Genomic DNA, 16,745 nt, shown 5'->3' with positions numbered 1-16,745 from the left:
GGCACGTATCTTTTTAAGAACTTTTAAATTATGTTTGTGGTGGTGAGAGCATGACTGGCGTAGAAAAGGCCCTTCAGACTTTTTATTCCATGAAGCTGAGTGATATCATGCCACCAATAATCTCAATGCCAATTGTTACTTTGGATTCACCCATCGTTAACGTGCTTAAGCTGCTTAGAACAAGACATCACGTTTGGGTTGTGAATGATAGGGAAAGCATGAAACTTGAAGGTGTAATAAGGTATCTGGACGTTATGTGTATTCTGTTACCACCAGAGACCACTAAAGCAAGACTTGGGAATATAAGTGCAGTCTTTAAGTCGATTTTGGGTGGGGCAGAAAAGGCTGCTGATGTCATGGAACGAAATATAATGACAATAGACGAAGACTCTACAGTGCTGGATGCTTTAACAAAAATGAGGCGCTATAAAGTTCAGATCTTAGCAATTGTTGATGAAAATAATACTTTAAAAGGCGAGATAAGCCTAAGGTTGCTCATTGACGAATTTTTAAGGCTGATTAAAGTGGGTGGTGTCCAATGGACGCGACATGGCTCCTCTTCACCCTGGGAGTAGCCTTGGTTTTTAGCAAATTAGGCGATCATATAATGGAGCGTTTTGAACTCCCTGGTGTTTTGGGAGAAATACTTATGGGTATGATTCTCGGAAACCTGATTTATTTTGGGCTCATTAGCCCACAATATTTAACTCTACACTCAAATGAGACTTTTGAGTTTTTAGCTAGGCTTGGAATAATATTCCTTCTTTTCCTAGGTGGTCTTGATACTGATGTTGAAATGCTTAAAAAGACTGGTGCAGTTGCAACGGTTTCTACCCTCTTGGGAGTTTTTGTACCCTTGGTTCTTGGTTATTTCGGACTTAAACTTATGGGATATCCCTCTAGAGAGGCCTTTGCTGGTGGAGTTCTTTTAACTGCCACAAGCATAGGAATTACCGTTAGGGTTATGATGGATCTTGGGGTTTTAAGAAGTGAAGTGGGGGCTGCTTCTTTAAGTGCAAGTGTTATGGATGATTTCTTGGGTATAGCACTTATCATATTTGCGGTTGGTACTGGGAGCATTTTGGGCTTAATTAGTAAAATGGCGGTGTTTTTTATAATCACAGGTTTAGTGGCCTGGTACAGCATAGATAAATATCTCCGCTTTGTGGAATGGCTTCATGTGGAAAAGGGTATTCTTGGAATGGTGCTTGCTTTGATGTTCCTGTTTTCTGCTTTGGCTGAACATTGGTTTGATGCTGCTATTGAGGGGGCTTTCATGGCAGGCCTTGTCCTTTCAAGACTTCCTGAGGGTAAGAGGATAATGGAAGATGTGAGAGCTATTGGTTATGGTTTTTTGGTCCCTGTTTTCTTTGTTTACACTGGAGCAATGCTTGATTTGAGGGTTTTTACAAGTTTTGATGCTATATCTTTAGCTGGAGTTTTGACCATCATAGCAGTGGTTGGAAAAGTGCTTGGTAGGGGTGTTGGGGCAGTTGTAATGGGTTGGAGCACTAAGAAGGCCCTTCAAATGGGAATAGGCTCAATTCCAAGGACTGAAGTGGCTTTGGTCGATCTTATGGTGGCTATTCATGGTGGAGCAATTCCAGAAAGCGATGCTCCAAAGTTTATAGCGGCCACTTTGATTTTCATTACAATATCTGTCTTGATAACACCTCCACTCCTTAAGTGGGCTTTTAAGGAGGAAGTTGAAGCCATGAAACAAGGGAAGGCCCAAAAGAGGGTTGAGGCTGTCAAAGAAACAAAAAGGCGGATACATTCCTTGAAGAGACCACGAAAAAACCGGTGAACTACCCCACTTGAAAGGGTGGGGCTTCCCACCCGATAAGTTAAAAGACCCTTGCATATCCCCATTTTTTAACACTTGTTAGTATTGAGGTTTCAGTACTTTTTATTCCTTCCACTTTTCCTAGCTTTTCTATAAGGAAGTTCTCTAGCTCTTGAAGATCTCTCACAGTTACTTGCATTAAAATATCATGGGCCCCGGTTGCTATTCCTAATACATCCACTTCTGGGAGTTTGGATAATTCTTCTACAGCCCTCTTGATTTTGCTTGGCTCAACATCCACTGCTATAAACGCCACTATTGTATAACCGGCCTTAAAAGGGTTTATAAGAGCGGCAAACTTCCTTATTATTCCCTCTTCCATGAGTCTTTTTACTCTTAGCCTTACTGTGGATTCTGGAACTCCAGTTCTTCTTGCTATCTCTGAATAACTCATTCTTCCATTCTCTTGGAGGAACCTTAAAATCATCTTGTCAATATTATCAAGTGCCACCTTTATCACCAATTAGCATTTTGTTTAAATATTGTGTTGTTGGTTTTTAAATATATTCTAATCTTTTTGTCAGATTAAGCAGAAATTGACCGAAACTTCTATTAATTTCAAACGCATATATCAAGCGGTGAAACCATGAAAAAAGAAGAAGTAATTGAACGATATGGCAAGATCTTTCCAAAAGCTTCTCGCGTTAATTATGCCCCTATAGTTGGGGTTAGGGCCAATAATGCGAGAGTTTGGGATATAGAAGGGAGAGAATACATAGATTTTCTAAGTGATGCCGCGGTTCAGAATGTAGGTCATAATAACGAAAGGGTTGTGAAGGCAATAAAGGAACAAGTGGAAAGGCTTATTCACTTTACCTTTGTTTATGGCTTTACCCTAGAACCACTCCTTTTAGCTGAAAAGCTCGCTGAAATTTCGCCTGTAGAAAATCCAAAAGTATCTCTTGGTTTGAGTGGAAGTGATGCCAATGATGGGGCAATAAAATTTGTTCGGGCATATACAAAGAGGAGGATTATTCTGAGCTATCTCAAAAGTTATTATGGCTGTACTTATGGTGCCTCGAGCATTACGGGTTTGGATTTTCACGTCAGGGCCCTGGTTGGAGAGCTTAGCGATGTTCATTACATCCCTTACCCAGATTGTTACAGGTGTCCTTTCGGCAAAGAAAAGAGCTCTTGTAAGATGGAGTGTGTTGAGTACATTAAAGCCAAATTTGAAGGAGAGGTTTATGCGGACGGAGTTGCAGCTCTTTTTGCCGAACCAATTCAGGGAGACGCTGGAATGGTTGTGCCACCCACAAATTACTTTAAAAGAATCAAGAAAATCTTAGATGAGCATGGGATTCTTCTAGTCGTTGATGAAGTGCAGAGTGGACTTGGGAGAACTGGGAAATGGTTTGCAATAGAACATTTTGGGGTTGAGCCGGATATATTAACAGTAGCCAAACCTTTGGGTGGGGGTTTGCCTGTAAGTGCTGTTATTGGAAAAGCGGAAATTATGGATTCTCTTCCTACTTTGGGGCATGCCTTTACGTTGAGTGGAAATCCACTTATAAGCAGGGCAGCACTTGCTGTTATAGAGGAGATAGAGGAGAAGGATCTGCTTAAACGTGCCGAAAAGCTTGGAGATTACATCATGAGAAGACTTAACAAGATGAAAGAAGAGCACCAATTGATTGGGGATGTCAGAGGTAAGGGGTTGATGATAGGAATCGATCTGGTAAAGAACAGGGAGACCAAAGAAAGGGCCTATGATGAGGCTAAAAAGATTGTATGGAGAGCCTATGAACTTGGTTTAATTATTGCCTTTCTCCAGGGAAATGTGTTGAGGATCCAACCCCCACTTACAATTGAGGAAGAAATCCTCGAAGAGGGCCTCAACAGGCTTGAACAGGCAATAACTGATGTTGAAGAGGGTAAGGTTGGAGATAAGGCTCTTGAAAATGTTCAAGGTTGGTAAATTTTTCTCTTCTTTCTTGCTCATCTCTGTTCATTAGGCCTCTTTTTGCGTCCCAAAGTTTTATAAAGCAAACTTCGTTCGGCGAGAGTATCGTGGTGGTTGAAAAATGAGGAAAAAAGTAAATGCAACAATGCAGGCTAGAAAAGCTTCCCTGCTTAGTTCAAATTCCAAGATGCCTAGGTGGTTTTACTCTTTCATTCCGTTTAAGGTAGCTACGGGTGGATCTTCTCAAATCATCTCCCTTTATGCACTCCAGCTTGGTGCTGAGGCAGGTGAAATAGGCCTGTTAACTTCTCTGTCAGCATTTGCATCAACATTAGGGACAGTTTTCTGGGGTAAATTAAGTGATAAACTTCTTAAAAGGAAGCTTTTTATCTTAATGGGCTTTTTTAGTGTATCCGTATTCCTCAGCGCTCTTTCACTTGTATCAAACTTTTGGGAACTAATTCTCGTTAATGCCCTTTATTCATTCTTCTTGGCGTCAACAGTCTCTATACCAATTGTTTTGCTTTTTAGAAATGTTAGAAAGACTAGATGGGAAGAAGGCGTTGGAAAGTTCAACAAAATTGGGGGTTGGGCGTGGGTAATTGGCCTTTTACTTGGGTTTATACTTGTCAGGTTTCTTGCCTTTAGAGAGCTTCTTCTATTATTTGCTCTCCTAAATATTCCTGCGTTCATTATAGCTTGGAAAACTATTAGAGAAGCACCAGTTTACCTTCATAGGAGCAATATCAAACCTCTCGTGAATCAGGTGATTCAAAAGGGAAGATACTTGCCTAACTTTTTAATTCATCTTCCCACAAGACTAAAACTATCACCAAAATTCAGGGGCTTTTATTTGTCTTCTTTCCTATTTTGGATATCATCTGGAATGTATACCACGCAACTGCCCGTATTTTTAATAAAAAATGGGTTTACTAGTCAAGAAGTATTTGGATTGGCTCTCTTGAACTCTTCAACATCAGCAATGCTTTATCAAAGGGTTGGGAAAAAGCTCAGATCAAGGAACCCTGTTTTAGGATTGGTACAGGGGTATTTCTTTAGGACTCTTGGAGTTTTCTTCCTATTAGTCCCAATGGACTTCCGCTATTCCTTGCTCCTCTCAAGCACTGCAAGTTATCTCCTTTGGGGCTATTCTTGGTCCTACGTAAGTGTTTCTTCAACATCATTCATAGGGAGAAGGAGTACTACAAAAGAGCAGGGGAGCATCTTAGCAACTTCTAACTTAGTTAATTCAACAGGATTCGTTTTAGGAAGTTTAATCGGTGGTGGTGTAGCTTCTCAAATAGGCTTTGATATGAATTTTGCTTCAGCCTCTGTGATGAGCTTTCTGGCAATGTTTCCTCTTGTTCCATTGCTTGGAATTTCCCTTAGTGCTTCAATTTCAAAAAGGCCGATCCCACAAATTAGAAAAAGGGATTAGTGTATTTCCATGTTTCTTAGTCTTATGAATCTTCCATATCTTTTTACAAACTCTATGAAGCGTTTGTAAGTATCATGCTCTTTTAGGGTTGCACTATCTCCAATGGCAATAAGCTTTCTCTTTGCTCTTGTTATAGAAACATTTAATCTTCTTAAATCTGTTAAAAACCCGAGCTCGTGATTTTTATTGGATCGGACGAAAGATAGAATTATAACTTCTTTTTCCCGACCTTGATATCCATCTACTGTGTGGACTTCTATATCCTCATCTTCGATGAGAGAACGTATTAAGTCAACTTGGTCATCATAAGGCGTTATAACTCCAATCCAATTCTTTTTAATACCCATTCGAAGAAGTCTTTCGACAATCTCCTTGACCAAAAGGGCCTCTAAGGGGTTCTCTCTTGAAGTTGAACCTTTTCTCTGTCTTTCCCATTTGTCTGTTCTATCACTGGTGTCTACAAATATAAGGGGCTCTTCTCTTTTTAATATTGAATCCCAGGGCTCGCCAAAGAAGGGCTCTCTAACCTTTAAATCAGCCAGTGTTATATCTTTCACGCTCTCATCAGCCTTTATCTTCCCATTGTAGAACTCTCTGCTTGGAAATTCCATTAAAAGTTGATTCATTCGGTATTGAACTTCAAGCATTCTCGCCTTGGATGGGTACAGACTTATGAGCTTTTCAAAAAGGGTCTCACTCAGCTTTTTGGCTTCTTCACTCAAAATTGTTGGGGGAAGTTGTTTATGATCTCCGGCAAGAATAAATCGTTTGGCCTTTGCAATTGGGATTAAAACACTTGGGATTGTGGCTTGGGAGGCTTCATCTATGATAGCAACGTCAAATTCAACATCTTTTATGAATTCAAGAGCTGCGGAGGAGTTTGTACTCAGAACAACATCTACATCTTCAATTATCTCCCGTATTATCTCACTTTCAATCTTTTCTGCAAATTTATAGAGTTTTTGAATTTGCTCGTTTAGTGTTATCCATTGGGCCATCTGCCTAACATCCTTAGCTGGAACACCTCTGGCCCCTCTGCCCCTATATGCCAACTTAAGTATTTGTTTATTGGTTAATCCTCTTCTCATTTGTGGTGTGGGTTTTTTGTATTGATCTCTTATCATTGCAAGCCTTTCCGCTTTATTTCTCAGTTCTCTAACCCTTCTATATCGCTCATGGGATTCGACTTGAAATGCGAGTGTTGATTCCTTTAGGTGGACTGAGACCCTTGAAGGGTGGCCCAACCTGACGAGTTTAACTTTCCCCCAAAGTCTTTCTACAAGATTATCAACGGCCACATTGCTTTCGGCCGTTGCAAGAACTTTGCTTCCTCTTTTGACCTCCTGTATAATGAGTTCTACTAAAGTTCTTGTTTTACCGGTACCAAAGGGTCCATGGATTAGAAAGAAATCCTCGCTTCCTAAGGCGTGGCTTACGGCCTCCGTTTGACTTTGGTTTAAGTTCCTGTCAAAAGGGGTGAACTCTTCAGGAAAACTTTTTAATGGGGTTTCTTGACCTAGAATAAGCTTTAATGCCCTAATACCACTTTCACTCAGTTTTTTAAGATTCTCAAGCTGTCTTCTGAAGGTTATATCGTTAGCGTAGAGGTCTATTCTAACGTTTCTAAAGGCCCAAGAGGGCACAGCTTCGAGGGCTACCACAATAAATCTACTTCCTTTTTCTACAACAGTACCAACAAGATCACTGGCTAGTGGATTCCCCTTACTTATTACAATCAGGTCTCCAACTCCAATTTCAGTTTTAAATGGCTCTTTCCTTCCATACTTTACAAGTTTGAAGCCAAATTCTTCACCAATTACTTTCCCGTTGAGATTTAAAATCGCTCTACCGACTTTCTCTCTTTCATATCCCTTAAGTCTTCGCATTTCTTCTCGCATGGCCTCTATTTCGGCCTCTCTTTCAAGTTCCACAAGATCAACGAGTTTAGCAATGTAAGTTTTAACGTGCATGGTTATCACTGGGTTTTTGTGTATAAAAAGCTCTCGAAACGTTTCCTTTAGAAGAGCTTTTGGTGGGCCCGCGGGGCTTCGAACCCCGGACCTCCCGCTTATCAGGCGGGCGCTCTGACCAGGCTGAGCCACGGGCCCGCTTTCTGGTGCCCCGGCCGGGATTTGAACCCGGGTCGCGGGATCGAGAGTCCCGCATGATTGACCGGGCTACACCACCGGGGCGTCGATGTTGATAACCAAAAATTAATTTATAAATCTTTCGATGCTTTTTGTATTGAATTTATTAGAAAATTTGGGATGTTAAACTGTTCTAAAAAGCCAAGAACGAGGCCAAATTAATATGGAAGGATCACACGCTGGAACAGAAGAGGTGAGTTTGGTATTTTAGCTCCAGGGATTTCCATGAAAATATCCTCTTTTACATCCACCTTTAACAAGTAATATGGTGTCTCAAAAGAGGCCTTTTCGTCTATTATGGGAATATCACTTTCCCTGTACACGTAATACTCTCCTTTTTTATACAGGGGTTTTACTACCTTGCCCCCATTTGTGAAATATAAAGGCATCTCAATTCCATCGATTTTAACATAGTACTTTCCTTTTCTGTGTATTACCGTTATATTAGTGTTTATCGTGTTGTTCTGGAAGTACTTCTCATAAGACCAATTAAATGATTGGGGGATTATTAACGCATAACCACCAGAATAGTAATCAATTTGGTCGTCTTTGGGGTTGTAAATCACTATACCGGTTTCGCTGGATTCAATTATTTTCATACCTTTATATCTCACTTCATTAGCATTGGTGGTGTAATTTTGCACACTTTCGAGTCTGAAAAGGGGAATTTCGTCTGGTGCAAAGGGGGTGTAATTTCCAACGTATACTGCGATGTTGTCGTGGAGTATCGGGTGGAGAGGATCTCTCTGCCTTGTTGGATCTATGGGATACCAGCCTACTTCAGGATCATTTACAATAACCCATGCATGGCCTAGGCCTGTGTGGGTTGAGAACTGTACTAACTCTGGTATTGTGTTGAGTTCGGACGGCTCAATATATTTGTGGCTTCCACCTACAGGGACTAAAACGTAGCCTCCAACGTATTCTGCATTAATACCAGCATATCTAAGCATTTGTTGTGCCAAAATTGCCTTGTGCCTACAAACACCTTTTTTCTTTTCCCATATTTCGTCAATCAGCCAATTCGTTTCATTTTTGGTAAAAATCACACGCCCAAGTTCAGTTATGTAAGAAACATCTTCATACGTTATGGTTTTGTGGACAAACCACGAAACTCGCCATGCAAATTCAGCGACGGTGTCACTAGACTCTGCAATTTCTTTCACTATTTTTTTCAAATCTTCAGGAAGATACACGGACTCATTATATTGGGGGATAAATTTTGAGGACTTAACCGGGGGTGCCCAAATAATTTTCCTTTTTCCTGTATACATAGCATACTCAACGCTGTAGTTTGCTAGGCTTATTTCATACCTTCCTTCTATTATTGAGCCATATAACTCACTCATTGAGATATCATAATTTAGAGAGACCCCTAGGATTGTGGGGCGGTTTTCGGATATAATTATGTACTTGGTTTCGAGGGTGCCAATGGGAATTGTTAAAGCACTTGTAGGGGTTGCTGTTAAGAGTAATAGCATTAAAAGCGTTAATTTTATTTTTATGTACTTCATTTTAGCACCCCCGTAAAGAGGCTTATTAGCAAATTTACATCAATAAAAAATAACATAAAAAGGTTGTGGAACTACAAGATAACTTACGCAGTTCAGTAGATATTTGTTAAATTGGAGATGTTCGAATATTGGCTGGAAATCTTTGACAAGTGTTCAGCCCAAATTCAAAACCTCAATAGTGGTAATCAACTTTTTCCTAAAAAACTTTTTATTATTGTCATTGAATTATAATCATTGGTGGTAATTAATGTGGAGAAAGGCGCTTGCCTTGGGATTAGTGTTGATGGCTATTGGTGTGGTGGTTGGAGGAGCTGTTGAAGAAGGGAAATTTGATATAGGATATGGGATCTATAGGTGGCATAAAACAGGAGATTGGCAACAAGCTATTGGTGGAGTAAAGGCAGGTACTGCAGTATTAGGAAGCGCTGCAGTAGCCACAAAATTTGCTCTAAAGTTTGGTTTAAAAACTGTAGCTAAGGCAATACCTTATGTGGGTCTTGTGGTGTGGGCCTAAGGGGGGATTTATCATGAAAGGATCCCTGAGAAAGTACATTGGTTTACTTGTCGTTGGGTTTATAATGGCTTTTGGAACAACTGTGAGCATAGCGTTGCTCTTTAACGACTTCCTCCCTATTAAATCAGCGACAGATTTCCTTGGGGTAATGTTGGCCTTCACACTAATCTACACAGAGCTTGGATATGCCATAGAATTCCTCCTGCCAATGGCAAAGGGGGCTCAGAATTGAACGACAATGTTAGCAGGTCTATTTTCATTTCATTCTTACTATTTTTTATCGGATTTCTCCTTGGAGTCTCACTCTCAACTCATTATACAATTCATGAAAATGACATAAATATTGCCCCTTTTCTGGAAAAAGAGTTTAGTGAAGAAAAGCTAAGTTTTTCTTATATCTTCACCAACAATTTCAAAGCGGCTTTAATACTTTCTTTTGGTGGAACATTGACTTTTGGGGGTTTGGCATTCTTAAATCTAGTATTAAATGGCATGAACTTAGGTGCACTATTTTATGAAGCATTATCATTAAATGATTTGAACGTATTCCTACTCTTAACAATTCCTCATGGCGTTTTCGAAATCCCCGGCTTAATTATAGCCGGAGCCACTGGCTTTAAAATCCCCTATGAGGTATTGAGATTCGCTTTAGGCAAGAAGGAAGAAATAATCACTGAAGAAGATGCTAAAGAGTTTTTCAAGCTTGTGGGAATATCAATAGTTCTAATATTCATTGCAGCAGTAATTGAAAGCACAATCACAATGAAAATAGCTAAAAATATCTGAAGAGTCAGGAAGGAATCTTCTAAGAGTGTTACTCGGAGAGCTTATCTCTTAACTTTCATCCATCCATTTTCAATGCGTTTAAATGACCTTTTGGCCTTTTTAAAGAGTTTGTTGACTTCTTGCAAGAATTCTTTCTTTGAAAAGAGTACTATCCCATCCTCTAGGGCATCTAACACAAGGGGATGACCCTTTAATATCATCTTCTTGAACTCTTTACTTGTATATCCCTTTATATCAAGCGGGGCTCTTGTGTTGTCCAGTTCGTAAAGTAATCTCAATCTCTCATTGAAATTCTTGGGAAGCTCATCTGAGACCACAAGAAGATCAACATCACTCCCCAGACCAAAGGTCCCCTTTGCTATTGATCCGTGAAGAATAATCAGCTTGGGGTCGAGTTTTTCTTTAATATTCTTGACGTATTCTTTAATCTCTTTTTCGTATGGAATCATTTGCAACACCCATTATGAATTTTATTATGACATTAGCGGCTTTAATTGCCTCCTCAGCATCCTCGATACCGTAGAATTCGTAGGGAGACCCTTCTACATATGCATCCGGATATCTGGGTGGGATATAATGCCTGTCCAAAATCCTTGCGTATCTAAACATTTCATTTGGGACATCTATATCCTTTGACAGAACATCTAAGAGCTTCTTTATTGAATGTCCGTATGCCATTATTCCCAGTCCGTATAAAAGAGCTTTTACTGCAAGTTCTCCGGCTTGTTGAGCCTTAAAATATGCCCAAGAGTAGTTTAAGTGTATACTCTGCCTGTTTAATCCATCGAGTAAATTCTTCTATATCAAACATGATATTCAATACGTTTGGGACTTATTAAACCTTTTTGGGTGTTTTAGCTAGTTAATGGCTTCTGAAGGTTTTTGTCAAAAATACGCAGAGTTTGAATGTTAGTTGATAGTTATCTAACTCCGATTCAAAACTCTACTAGTGGTAATCGATTATTTCCCAAAAAACTTTTTATTGTAGTTGCTTAGTTATAATCATTGGTGGTAATTAATGTGGAGGAAGGCCCTTGCTTTGGGGTTAGTGTTGATGACTATCGGAGTAGTATTTGAAGAGGTGACTAATCACGCAAATTATGCAATCCACAAGTACAATAATGCAAAAGAAAAATATCACCGTTATATGGAGTTGTCCAGAAAAGCGTTATTAAATGGCAACGATAGAATGGCGGATTATTATAAGTCGCTAGCAGAGGAATATAGTTCAGAAATGAACCTTTATATAACTTGGATTAGCATGTTTGGGGCCGCGGCTCTTGCTGGCGCGGCTAGTGGGAATCCAGTTGGGTTAGGAGTTTCAGCATTGGCATTAGCAGGACTTGCATAGGAGGGAAGGAGGGATGGATGGTAATTACATTTTGTTCGTTTTGTTTACAATTTCGGTTTTTTTGCTGGGGATCATGCAAATAAAGCGGGTGAGTAAATATCACCATTATATGGAGCTTTATAGAGAAGCATTGAAAGAAGGAGATGAAAAAAAGGCAAAAATCTACAAGTCATATGCGGAAGAGTATTCACATTGGTGGTTTATTAGATAGGGGTGAAATAATGAGGATTTTTTACAGACTTTTAGTTTTTTCGACGTTTCTCTTCTTAATTGGGGCTTTTCTTGGTTTTAATTCATTGAATACACCTAAGAGTGAAAATATGCTCAGTATTTATGAAAAACAAAATGAAATAGTGCCAAACTTCAGATTTCTTTTTATAAATAATTTGAAAGTTATCCTCATTCTCTCCTTTGGTGGCGTTTTGACTTTTGGTGGTTTGACTATTTGGAGTTTGATATTTAATGGAATTCCTTTGGGGTTATTTTTGCATTCTTCATGGAACTTGCGTCATGTGGGCGAACTTAAGTCGTTCTTTCTTCTCATTCTTCCCCACGGTGTTTTTGAGATTTCTGCCTTGATTATTGCTGGTGCTGCAGGCTTTAAAATTCCTTACGAACTTTTGAAATTTGCCTTGGGTAAAAAGGAAGAAATAATCACTGAAGAAGATGCAAAAGAGTTTTTCAAACTTGTTGGAATCTCAATAGCTTTAATACTCATTGCGGCGATAGTTGAAGCAAAAATAACGTTAAAGATAGCAGAGATGCTTTAAATTTTTCCCAAAAGCTCTTTTACAGTCCTCTCTACGGCTTCTCTGCTGTTCATCTTGGGCTTCCAGCCCTTTGCTTTGGCCTTCTCTATGCTTAGTAGCATGATCTTGACATCACCCTTCCATCCTCGTCCTCCATCCACACCGCCAGTAAAGTAGAACTCTGGAGTTAGACCCATTTCCTTGCTCACTATCTCCGCTATCTCTGTAACCGTGATCCAATCTTCACTGCCGATATTATAAGCATCGTAGATTTTGTCCTCCTTTAAAAATTCCTTAAACAAATAGAGCATGGCCTCAATAGTATCGCTAACGTGGAGATAACTTTTCCTTTGTGTTCCATCGCCTAAAATCTCCAAGCGGTCGGGATTTGCCTTGAGCTTGTTTATGAAATCATAGATAACTCCATGGTTTGACCTCTTCCCTATTATATTCGCCAGCCTAAAAACTACAGCTTTTATGTCAAATGTGTGAGCATAGCCCGCTATTAATGCTTCAGCTGCTAACTTTGCTCCACCATAGACGCTTATTGGCTCTAAAGGCCCGTAATCTTCGGGAGTTGGTATCCTTTTTGCTTCCCCATAAACGGTTGAGGAGGAAGTAAAGGCCAGTGCTTTTACATCTTCTTTTCTTATGGCCTCAAGGAGGTTGTAGGTTATGAGAACGTTAGTCTCATATAAAAGCTCTGGACTTTGAGTGCCAATCCTGACTTCAGGATTTGCAGCAAGATGAAAAACAGCATCCACTCCTTTTACTGCTTTTTCACAAACGTCTCTCCTTCTCAGGTCTCCCTGCATAAATTCAAAACGCTCATGATCAATCCACTGTTTGAGGTTTTCTAAGCTTCCTGCACTTAAATCATCGAGAACTCTAACTTCATGACCATCTTCCATAAGTCTATCCACAAGATGAGAACCTATAAATCCAGCACCGCCAGTAACCAGAATTTTCATTTTAATCACCACCTTAATTATGACAAAGGATTTAAATATGTTTAGAGTAACTTTAACACTGCTTGGAGGGAGAGATATGAAAGTTTTAATAATGGCTGGCGGCTATGCCACTCGTTTGTGGCCGATCACAAAGGGTAAACCAAAACCCCTTTTACCTGTGGGAGATAAATATATTATCGATTACATCCTTGAGAAGACTAAGGATCTTGGTTTGGAAGTTCATGTATCCACCAACAAGTTCTTTGAGAAGCATTTTAAGAATTGGGCCGAAAAAAACAACATTGGGCTTATTGTAGAGGAAACCATAAGTGAAGAGGAAAAGCTGGGGACTATTGGAGCTATTAAATATGCAGTATCAGAACTTGGTGTTGATGATTATCTTATAGTTGCTGGTGACAATTTGTTCTCCTTTTCTCTGGAAGACTTTTTGAAACACTATAATGGAAAGCCGTTAATAGCGGTCTATGATGTCGGCGATTTTGAGCTGGCCAAGAGGTATGGTGTAGTCCTCCTTGAAGGGAACAGGGTCATTGATTTTCAGGAAAAACCTCTGCAACCAAAGTCCACATTGATAAGCACGGGTGTCTATGCTTTTCCAAAGGATGTTATAGAGAAAGTTGATGAATACCTTGAGAGAGGGAATAGGGATTCTCCAGGTTATTTCATAGAGTGGCTGTTGGAGAACGACATTGAAATTTATGCATACAAGTTCGATGATTACTGGTATGATATTGGTTCGGCTGACAGCTATTTGGAGGCTATGAAGACATTACTTAAGGAGAGTCAAATTGAAGAGATTCAGATAAGCCCCTACTCCAAGATCATCCCCCCAGTTGTGATTAAGAAGGGTGCCAGGATTCTTGGAAGGTCAATAGTTGGACCTTATGCTTATATTGGAGAAAACTGTGTGATTGAGAACTCTGATGTGAGTGACTCTATAATCTTTAATGCTACTGTGATAAGAGGTTCTACAATATGGCGTTCAATAATAGATGAAAAGTGCGAAATAAGAAACCTTGAGCTTAAGAAGAGTTTAGTTGGGGGTCATGCAAAGATACAGAGGGGGGAGTAGGTTTTTAATACTCCTCTTAGGATTTGGGGCACTTGGGTGAACTTTATGAGTGAGGTAAGTCGGGTTCTGCATAGGATTGCGAGAGGAACGGGGATTATTTTTGCTGGAAGTGTTATTTCGATGTTTTTTGGGTTCTTGAGTAGGGCTGTGATAGCGAGATATTTTACTACTTCAGAGTATGGCGTTTATAATCTTGCCTTGACAGTTTTGAGTATTGCCCTTGTGATAGCCACTCTTGGGTTTCGGAACTCCCTTCCAAGGCAGGTGGCATTTTACCAAGAGATAGAGCCCTCAAAAGTTAGGGATTTAATATCAACAGCTTTGATTATTGCAGCGTTGAACAGTCTAGTATGGTTGCTGGTTTTAATTCTCGGAGCGAAATTCATCTCTCAAGTTTTTAATGAGATGAGATTAACTCATGTTTTAAAACTCATTGCTCCTGCCTTGCCCTTTTCAGCTTTGATTGGAGTCATAATCTCTGTTTCTCGAGGTTTTGGGAGAGTGAGAGAACAGGTTTATTTTCAGAACATTTTTTATCCGACATTATTTTTGGCTTTTGTTGTTGTAGGGGGATTGTTTAAGTTTTCTTTTTCCTTTGTTTTCCTTGCTTATGTTGCTGCCCGGGCTTTTACCCTTTTGGCACTAACTTTTGACATTTGGAGGAGTAAATTGTTTGAGTTTAGGGTTTCAGTGAATTTTAAGCTTGGAAAAGAGTTGATTAAGTTTTCAATACCCCTAATGTTGACTGGTATTACGGGATTTGTCATGACGTGGACTGATACGTTGATGCTTGGTTATTATTGGGGCTCTGAAACTGTTGGTTTATATAATGGGGCTGCTCCAATTGCTAGGCTTTTGCCATTATTTTTAAACTCCGCAGGGCTGGTTTTTCCACCTTTAGCAACTGTTCTCTATGCTAGGGGGAATATTAAGGAACTTGGAAGGGTGTATCAGATTTTAACCAAATGGATATTTTTAGCCACTTTCCCGTTGTTTTCTCTAGTTCTCTTGTTTCCTGAGGCCACTATAAGCTTCTTCTTTGGGGTTAAGTATATCTCGGCAGCTTTGGCCCTTCAGATTTTGGCTTTTGGCTTCATGTTTCACACATTTTTTGGATTGAATTGGTTGAGTTTAGTAATCATTGGCGAGAACAACTTTATTATGATTACTAATTTTATCTCTGCAGCATTTAACATAATATTGAACACATTTCTGATCCCACTTTATGGCCTTGAAGGGGCAGCTACGGCAACTGCAATTTCCTATATTATAGTCAATGCAATGAATTCGGCAAAGCTTTATCAGAGAACTAAAATTCACCCTTTTAGCTGGAATTATGTAAAGCCATTGGTGATTAGTTTTGTATTGTTGGGGTTAATTAAGAATTTGAACTTGGTGGTGTCTAATATATGGTATGCACTGCCTATTTTAGCAGTGTTTTTAGGGGTTTATTTCTTTTTAGTACTGTTTAGTAAAAGTGTTGATGAGGAGGATATTGAGTTGCTTTTGGCAATAGAGAGGAAATTTGGGATTAGGTTGAAAATAGTAGAAAAAGTATTAAAAAGATTTGTTTAATAAGTTTATTCAAATCATATAATTAATAGTAAAGGAGGGGAGCAAATGGTTCAGGAATTAACAGTAGGTGTTGTGGCATGTAATAGATATCGTAAACTTAAACAATGCCTTTATTCTTTGAGGCGAAATTTGAAAAGCATAAAATCTCAAGTAATTGTCCTTAACGGATGTGTAGATAAAAAAGTAGAAAAACTTTCTAAAAGCATTAGCGATGACATACTTGTGATAACCCCAGAAAGACGGATAGGGCCTTCTGCAGCTAGAAAACTAATTGCAGAGAACACAGAAACTGAATATCTCTTATTTCTTGATGATGACATTATTATAAGAAAAAATTCTGTTGAGACTCTCCTTGAACACCTCTACAAGAATCCTGAAGTTTCAATAGTATCTGGAGCGTGGAATGAGTACGGGAAATTTAGAGAACTTGGTCAAATTTTTATTTTTGGGAAGAAAAATGGTCAAAAGTATGTTTTTAAGAAGTTTATAACGGTATCTGAAGCGAGTGGGTTAGGGCTAACCTCTATTAGCGTACATGGGGTCATGAGTTCAATGCTAGTTAGAACTGAAATCTTCAAAAAAATAAATTTCGATGAAAGGTATAAATTCTTTTATGAGCTCTTTGACTTTTTTATGCAAGCATACTATAAAGAGCTGGAAGTAAGGGCCTTACCAAATGTTGTATTTGATCATAGACCAGAAAAATACATTGGACCAACAATGAGGAAATTACATGATCCAGAGGAAGATAGAAAAAGGTTCATAGAAAAGTGGGGAGTAGTTCCAATTGGAAATTTAGGATTGCCGATATATAGGTCATTGAGATACCAGATATGCAGAAGACTTGGAATTTAGTTTCCAATTAGCAGTGTTTAAAAC

Annotated in this window: 18 protein-coding genes and 2 tRNA genes; 12 read left to right on the top strand and 8 right to left on the bottom strand. The window is 39.3% G+C overall.

Annotated elements, in window-relative coordinates; all coding sequences use genetic code 11:
* Positions 1-50 precede the first annotated feature (50 nt).
* Both EP1X_RS01535 and EP1X_RS01530 read left to right on the top strand, forming a co-directional pair.
* Entirely contained in the window at positions 51-575 is a 525-nt protein-coding gene (locus EP1X_RS01535; protein WP_055281033.1) for a CBS domain-containing protein, read from the top strand.
* The gene (locus EP1X_RS01530) at positions 539-1,807 is read left to right on the top strand and encodes a cation:proton antiporter (RefSeq protein ID WP_055281031.1); all 1,269 of its coding nucleotides are present in this window, start codon (positions 539-541) and stop codon (positions 1,805-1,807) included. Before EP1X_RS01535 ends, EP1X_RS01530 begins: the two co-directional genes overlap by 37 nt.
* Positions 1,808-1,847: 40 nt before the next feature.
* Here the strand turns inward: EP1X_RS01530 and EP1X_RS01525 are convergent, their stop codons facing one another.
* Positions 1,848-2,297 carry an Lrp/AsnC family transcriptional regulator gene (locus EP1X_RS01525; protein ID WP_156300691.1) on the bottom strand — a complete coding sequence of 150 codons (450 nt, stop codon included), beginning with the start codon at positions 2,295-2,297 and terminating at the stop codon, positions 1,848-1,850.
* 135 nt (positions 2,298-2,432) lie between these two features.
* Here EP1X_RS01525 and EP1X_RS01520 point away from each other — a divergent pair, with 135 nt between their 5' ends.
* Both EP1X_RS01520 and EP1X_RS01515 read left to right on the top strand, forming a co-directional pair.
* Positions 2,433-3,764, top strand: a complete 1,332-nt coding sequence (locus EP1X_RS01520; protein WP_055281029.1) for a leucine/methionine racemase — start codon at positions 2,433-2,435, stop codon at positions 3,762-3,764.
* A 106-nt stretch (positions 3,765-3,870) separates the two neighbouring features.
* Positions 3,871-5,187, top strand: a complete 1,317-nt coding sequence (locus EP1X_RS01515) for an MFS transporter (RefSeq protein ID WP_055281027.1) — start codon at positions 3,871-3,873, stop codon at positions 5,185-5,187.
* Here EP1X_RS01515 and EP1X_RS01510 read toward each other — a convergent pair.
* From EP1X_RS01510 to EP1X_RS01495, 4 genes are all read right to left on the bottom strand, one after another.
* Positions 5,184-7,157, bottom strand: a complete 1,974-nt coding sequence (locus tag EP1X_RS01510) for an IGHMBP2 family helicase (RefSeq protein ID WP_055281026.1) — start codon at positions 7,155-7,157, stop codon at positions 5,184-5,186. The two genes, EP1X_RS01515 and EP1X_RS01510, sit on opposite strands and share 4 nt — an antisense overlap.
* Before the next feature lie 60 nt (positions 7,158-7,217).
* Positions 7,218-7,295: transfer RNA gene (locus tag EP1X_RS01505), tRNA-Ile, on the bottom strand.
* A gap of 6 nt (positions 7,296-7,301) precedes the next feature.
* Positions 7,302-7,379, bottom strand: a tRNA-Glu gene (locus EP1X_RS01500).
* A 113-nt stretch (positions 7,380-7,492) separates the two neighbouring features.
* Positions 7,493-8,848, bottom strand: coding sequence for a transglutaminase family protein (locus tag EP1X_RS01495; protein ID WP_055281024.1), 1,356 nt, complete (start codon positions 8,846-8,848; stop codon positions 7,493-7,495).
* Between the two features lie 247 nt (positions 8,849-9,095).
* Between EP1X_RS01495 and EP1X_RS01490 the strand changes: the two genes are divergently transcribed.
* Genes EP1X_RS01490 through EP1X_RS09980 form a run of 3 tightly spaced genes read left to right on the top strand, consistent with a single transcriptional unit; the run spans position 9,096 to position 10,148 of the window.
* Complete coding sequence (locus EP1X_RS01490) at positions 9,096-9,362, top strand: hypothetical protein (protein WP_055281022.1); 267 nt, start codon at positions 9,096-9,098, stop codon at positions 9,360-9,362.
* A 13-nt stretch (positions 9,363-9,375) separates the two neighbouring features.
* Positions 9,376-9,594 carry a hypothetical protein gene (locus tag EP1X_RS01485; RefSeq protein WP_055281020.1) on the top strand — a complete coding sequence of 73 codons (219 nt, stop codon included), beginning with the start codon at positions 9,376-9,378 and terminating at the stop codon, positions 9,592-9,594.
* On the top strand, positions 9,591-10,148 hold the full coding sequence (locus EP1X_RS09980) for a stage II sporulation protein M (RefSeq protein ID WP_082391438.1): 558 nt from the start codon (positions 9,591-9,593) through the stop codon (positions 10,146-10,148). The genes EP1X_RS01485 and EP1X_RS09980 overlap by 4 nt, the downstream gene beginning before the upstream one ends.
* 41 nt (positions 10,149-10,189) lie before the next feature.
* Here the strand turns inward: EP1X_RS09980 and EP1X_RS01475 are convergent, their stop codons facing one another.
* Both EP1X_RS01475 and EP1X_RS01470 read right to left on the bottom strand, forming a co-directional pair.
* Positions 10,190-10,597 (bottom strand): nucleotidyltransferase domain-containing protein, encoded by a 408-nt coding sequence (locus tag EP1X_RS01475; RefSeq protein WP_253276523.1) that lies wholly within the window; start codon positions 10,595-10,597, stop codon positions 10,190-10,192.
* Complete coding sequence (locus tag EP1X_RS01470; RefSeq protein WP_253276532.1) at positions 10,572-10,913, bottom strand: HEPN domain-containing protein; 342 nt, start codon at positions 10,911-10,913, stop codon at positions 10,572-10,574. The genes EP1X_RS01475 and EP1X_RS01470 overlap by 26 nt, the downstream gene beginning before the upstream one ends.
* Positions 10,914-11,166: 253 nt before the next feature.
* On the opposite strand from EP1X_RS01470, the gene EP1X_RS01465 reads away from it, so the two are divergent.
* Positions 11,167-11,499, top strand: coding sequence for a hypothetical protein (locus tag EP1X_RS01465; protein ID WP_055281018.1), 333 nt, complete (start codon positions 11,167-11,169; stop codon positions 11,497-11,499).
* A 221-nt stretch (positions 11,500-11,720) separates the two neighbouring features.
* A complete protein-coding gene (locus EP1X_RS01455; RefSeq protein ID WP_055281014.1) occupies positions 11,721-12,269 on the top strand; it encodes a stage II sporulation protein M in 549 nt (182 codons plus the stop codon).
* Here EP1X_RS01455 and EP1X_RS01450 read toward each other — a convergent pair.
* Positions 12,266-13,219 carry an NAD-dependent epimerase/dehydratase family protein gene (locus tag EP1X_RS01450; RefSeq protein WP_055281013.1) on the bottom strand — a complete coding sequence of 318 codons (954 nt, stop codon included), beginning with the start codon at positions 13,217-13,219 and terminating at the stop codon, positions 12,266-12,268. The genes EP1X_RS01455 and EP1X_RS01450 overlap by 4 nt on opposite strands.
* A gap of 76 nt (positions 13,220-13,295) precedes the next feature.
* Between EP1X_RS01450 and EP1X_RS01445 the strand changes: the two genes are divergently transcribed.
* The 3 genes from EP1X_RS01445 to EP1X_RS01435 are packed head-to-tail and all read left to right on the top strand — an operon-like array spanning position 13,296 to position 16,721.
* Positions 13,296-14,291: a sugar phosphate nucleotidyltransferase gene (locus EP1X_RS01445; RefSeq protein WP_055281011.1), complete on the top strand. Its 996-nt coding sequence runs from the start codon at positions 13,296-13,298 to the stop codon at positions 14,289-14,291.
* Positions 14,292-14,336: 45 nt separating this feature from the next.
* A complete protein-coding gene (locus EP1X_RS01440; protein WP_055281009.1) occupies positions 14,337-15,866 on the top strand; it encodes a flippase in 1,530 nt (509 codons plus the stop codon).
* A gap of 45 nt (positions 15,867-15,911) precedes the next feature.
* A complete protein-coding gene (locus EP1X_RS01435; RefSeq protein ID WP_055281007.1) occupies positions 15,912-16,721 on the top strand; it encodes a glycosyltransferase family 2 protein in 810 nt (269 codons plus the stop codon).
* Positions 16,722-16,745: the final 24 nt, after the last annotated feature.

It is taken from the genome of Thermococcus sp. EP1, assembly GCF_001317345.1.
Lineage (GTDB): Archaea > Methanobacteriota_B > Thermococci > Thermococcales > Thermococcaceae > Thermococcus_A.
This window is presented reverse-complemented; position numbering and strand designations above follow the sequence as displayed.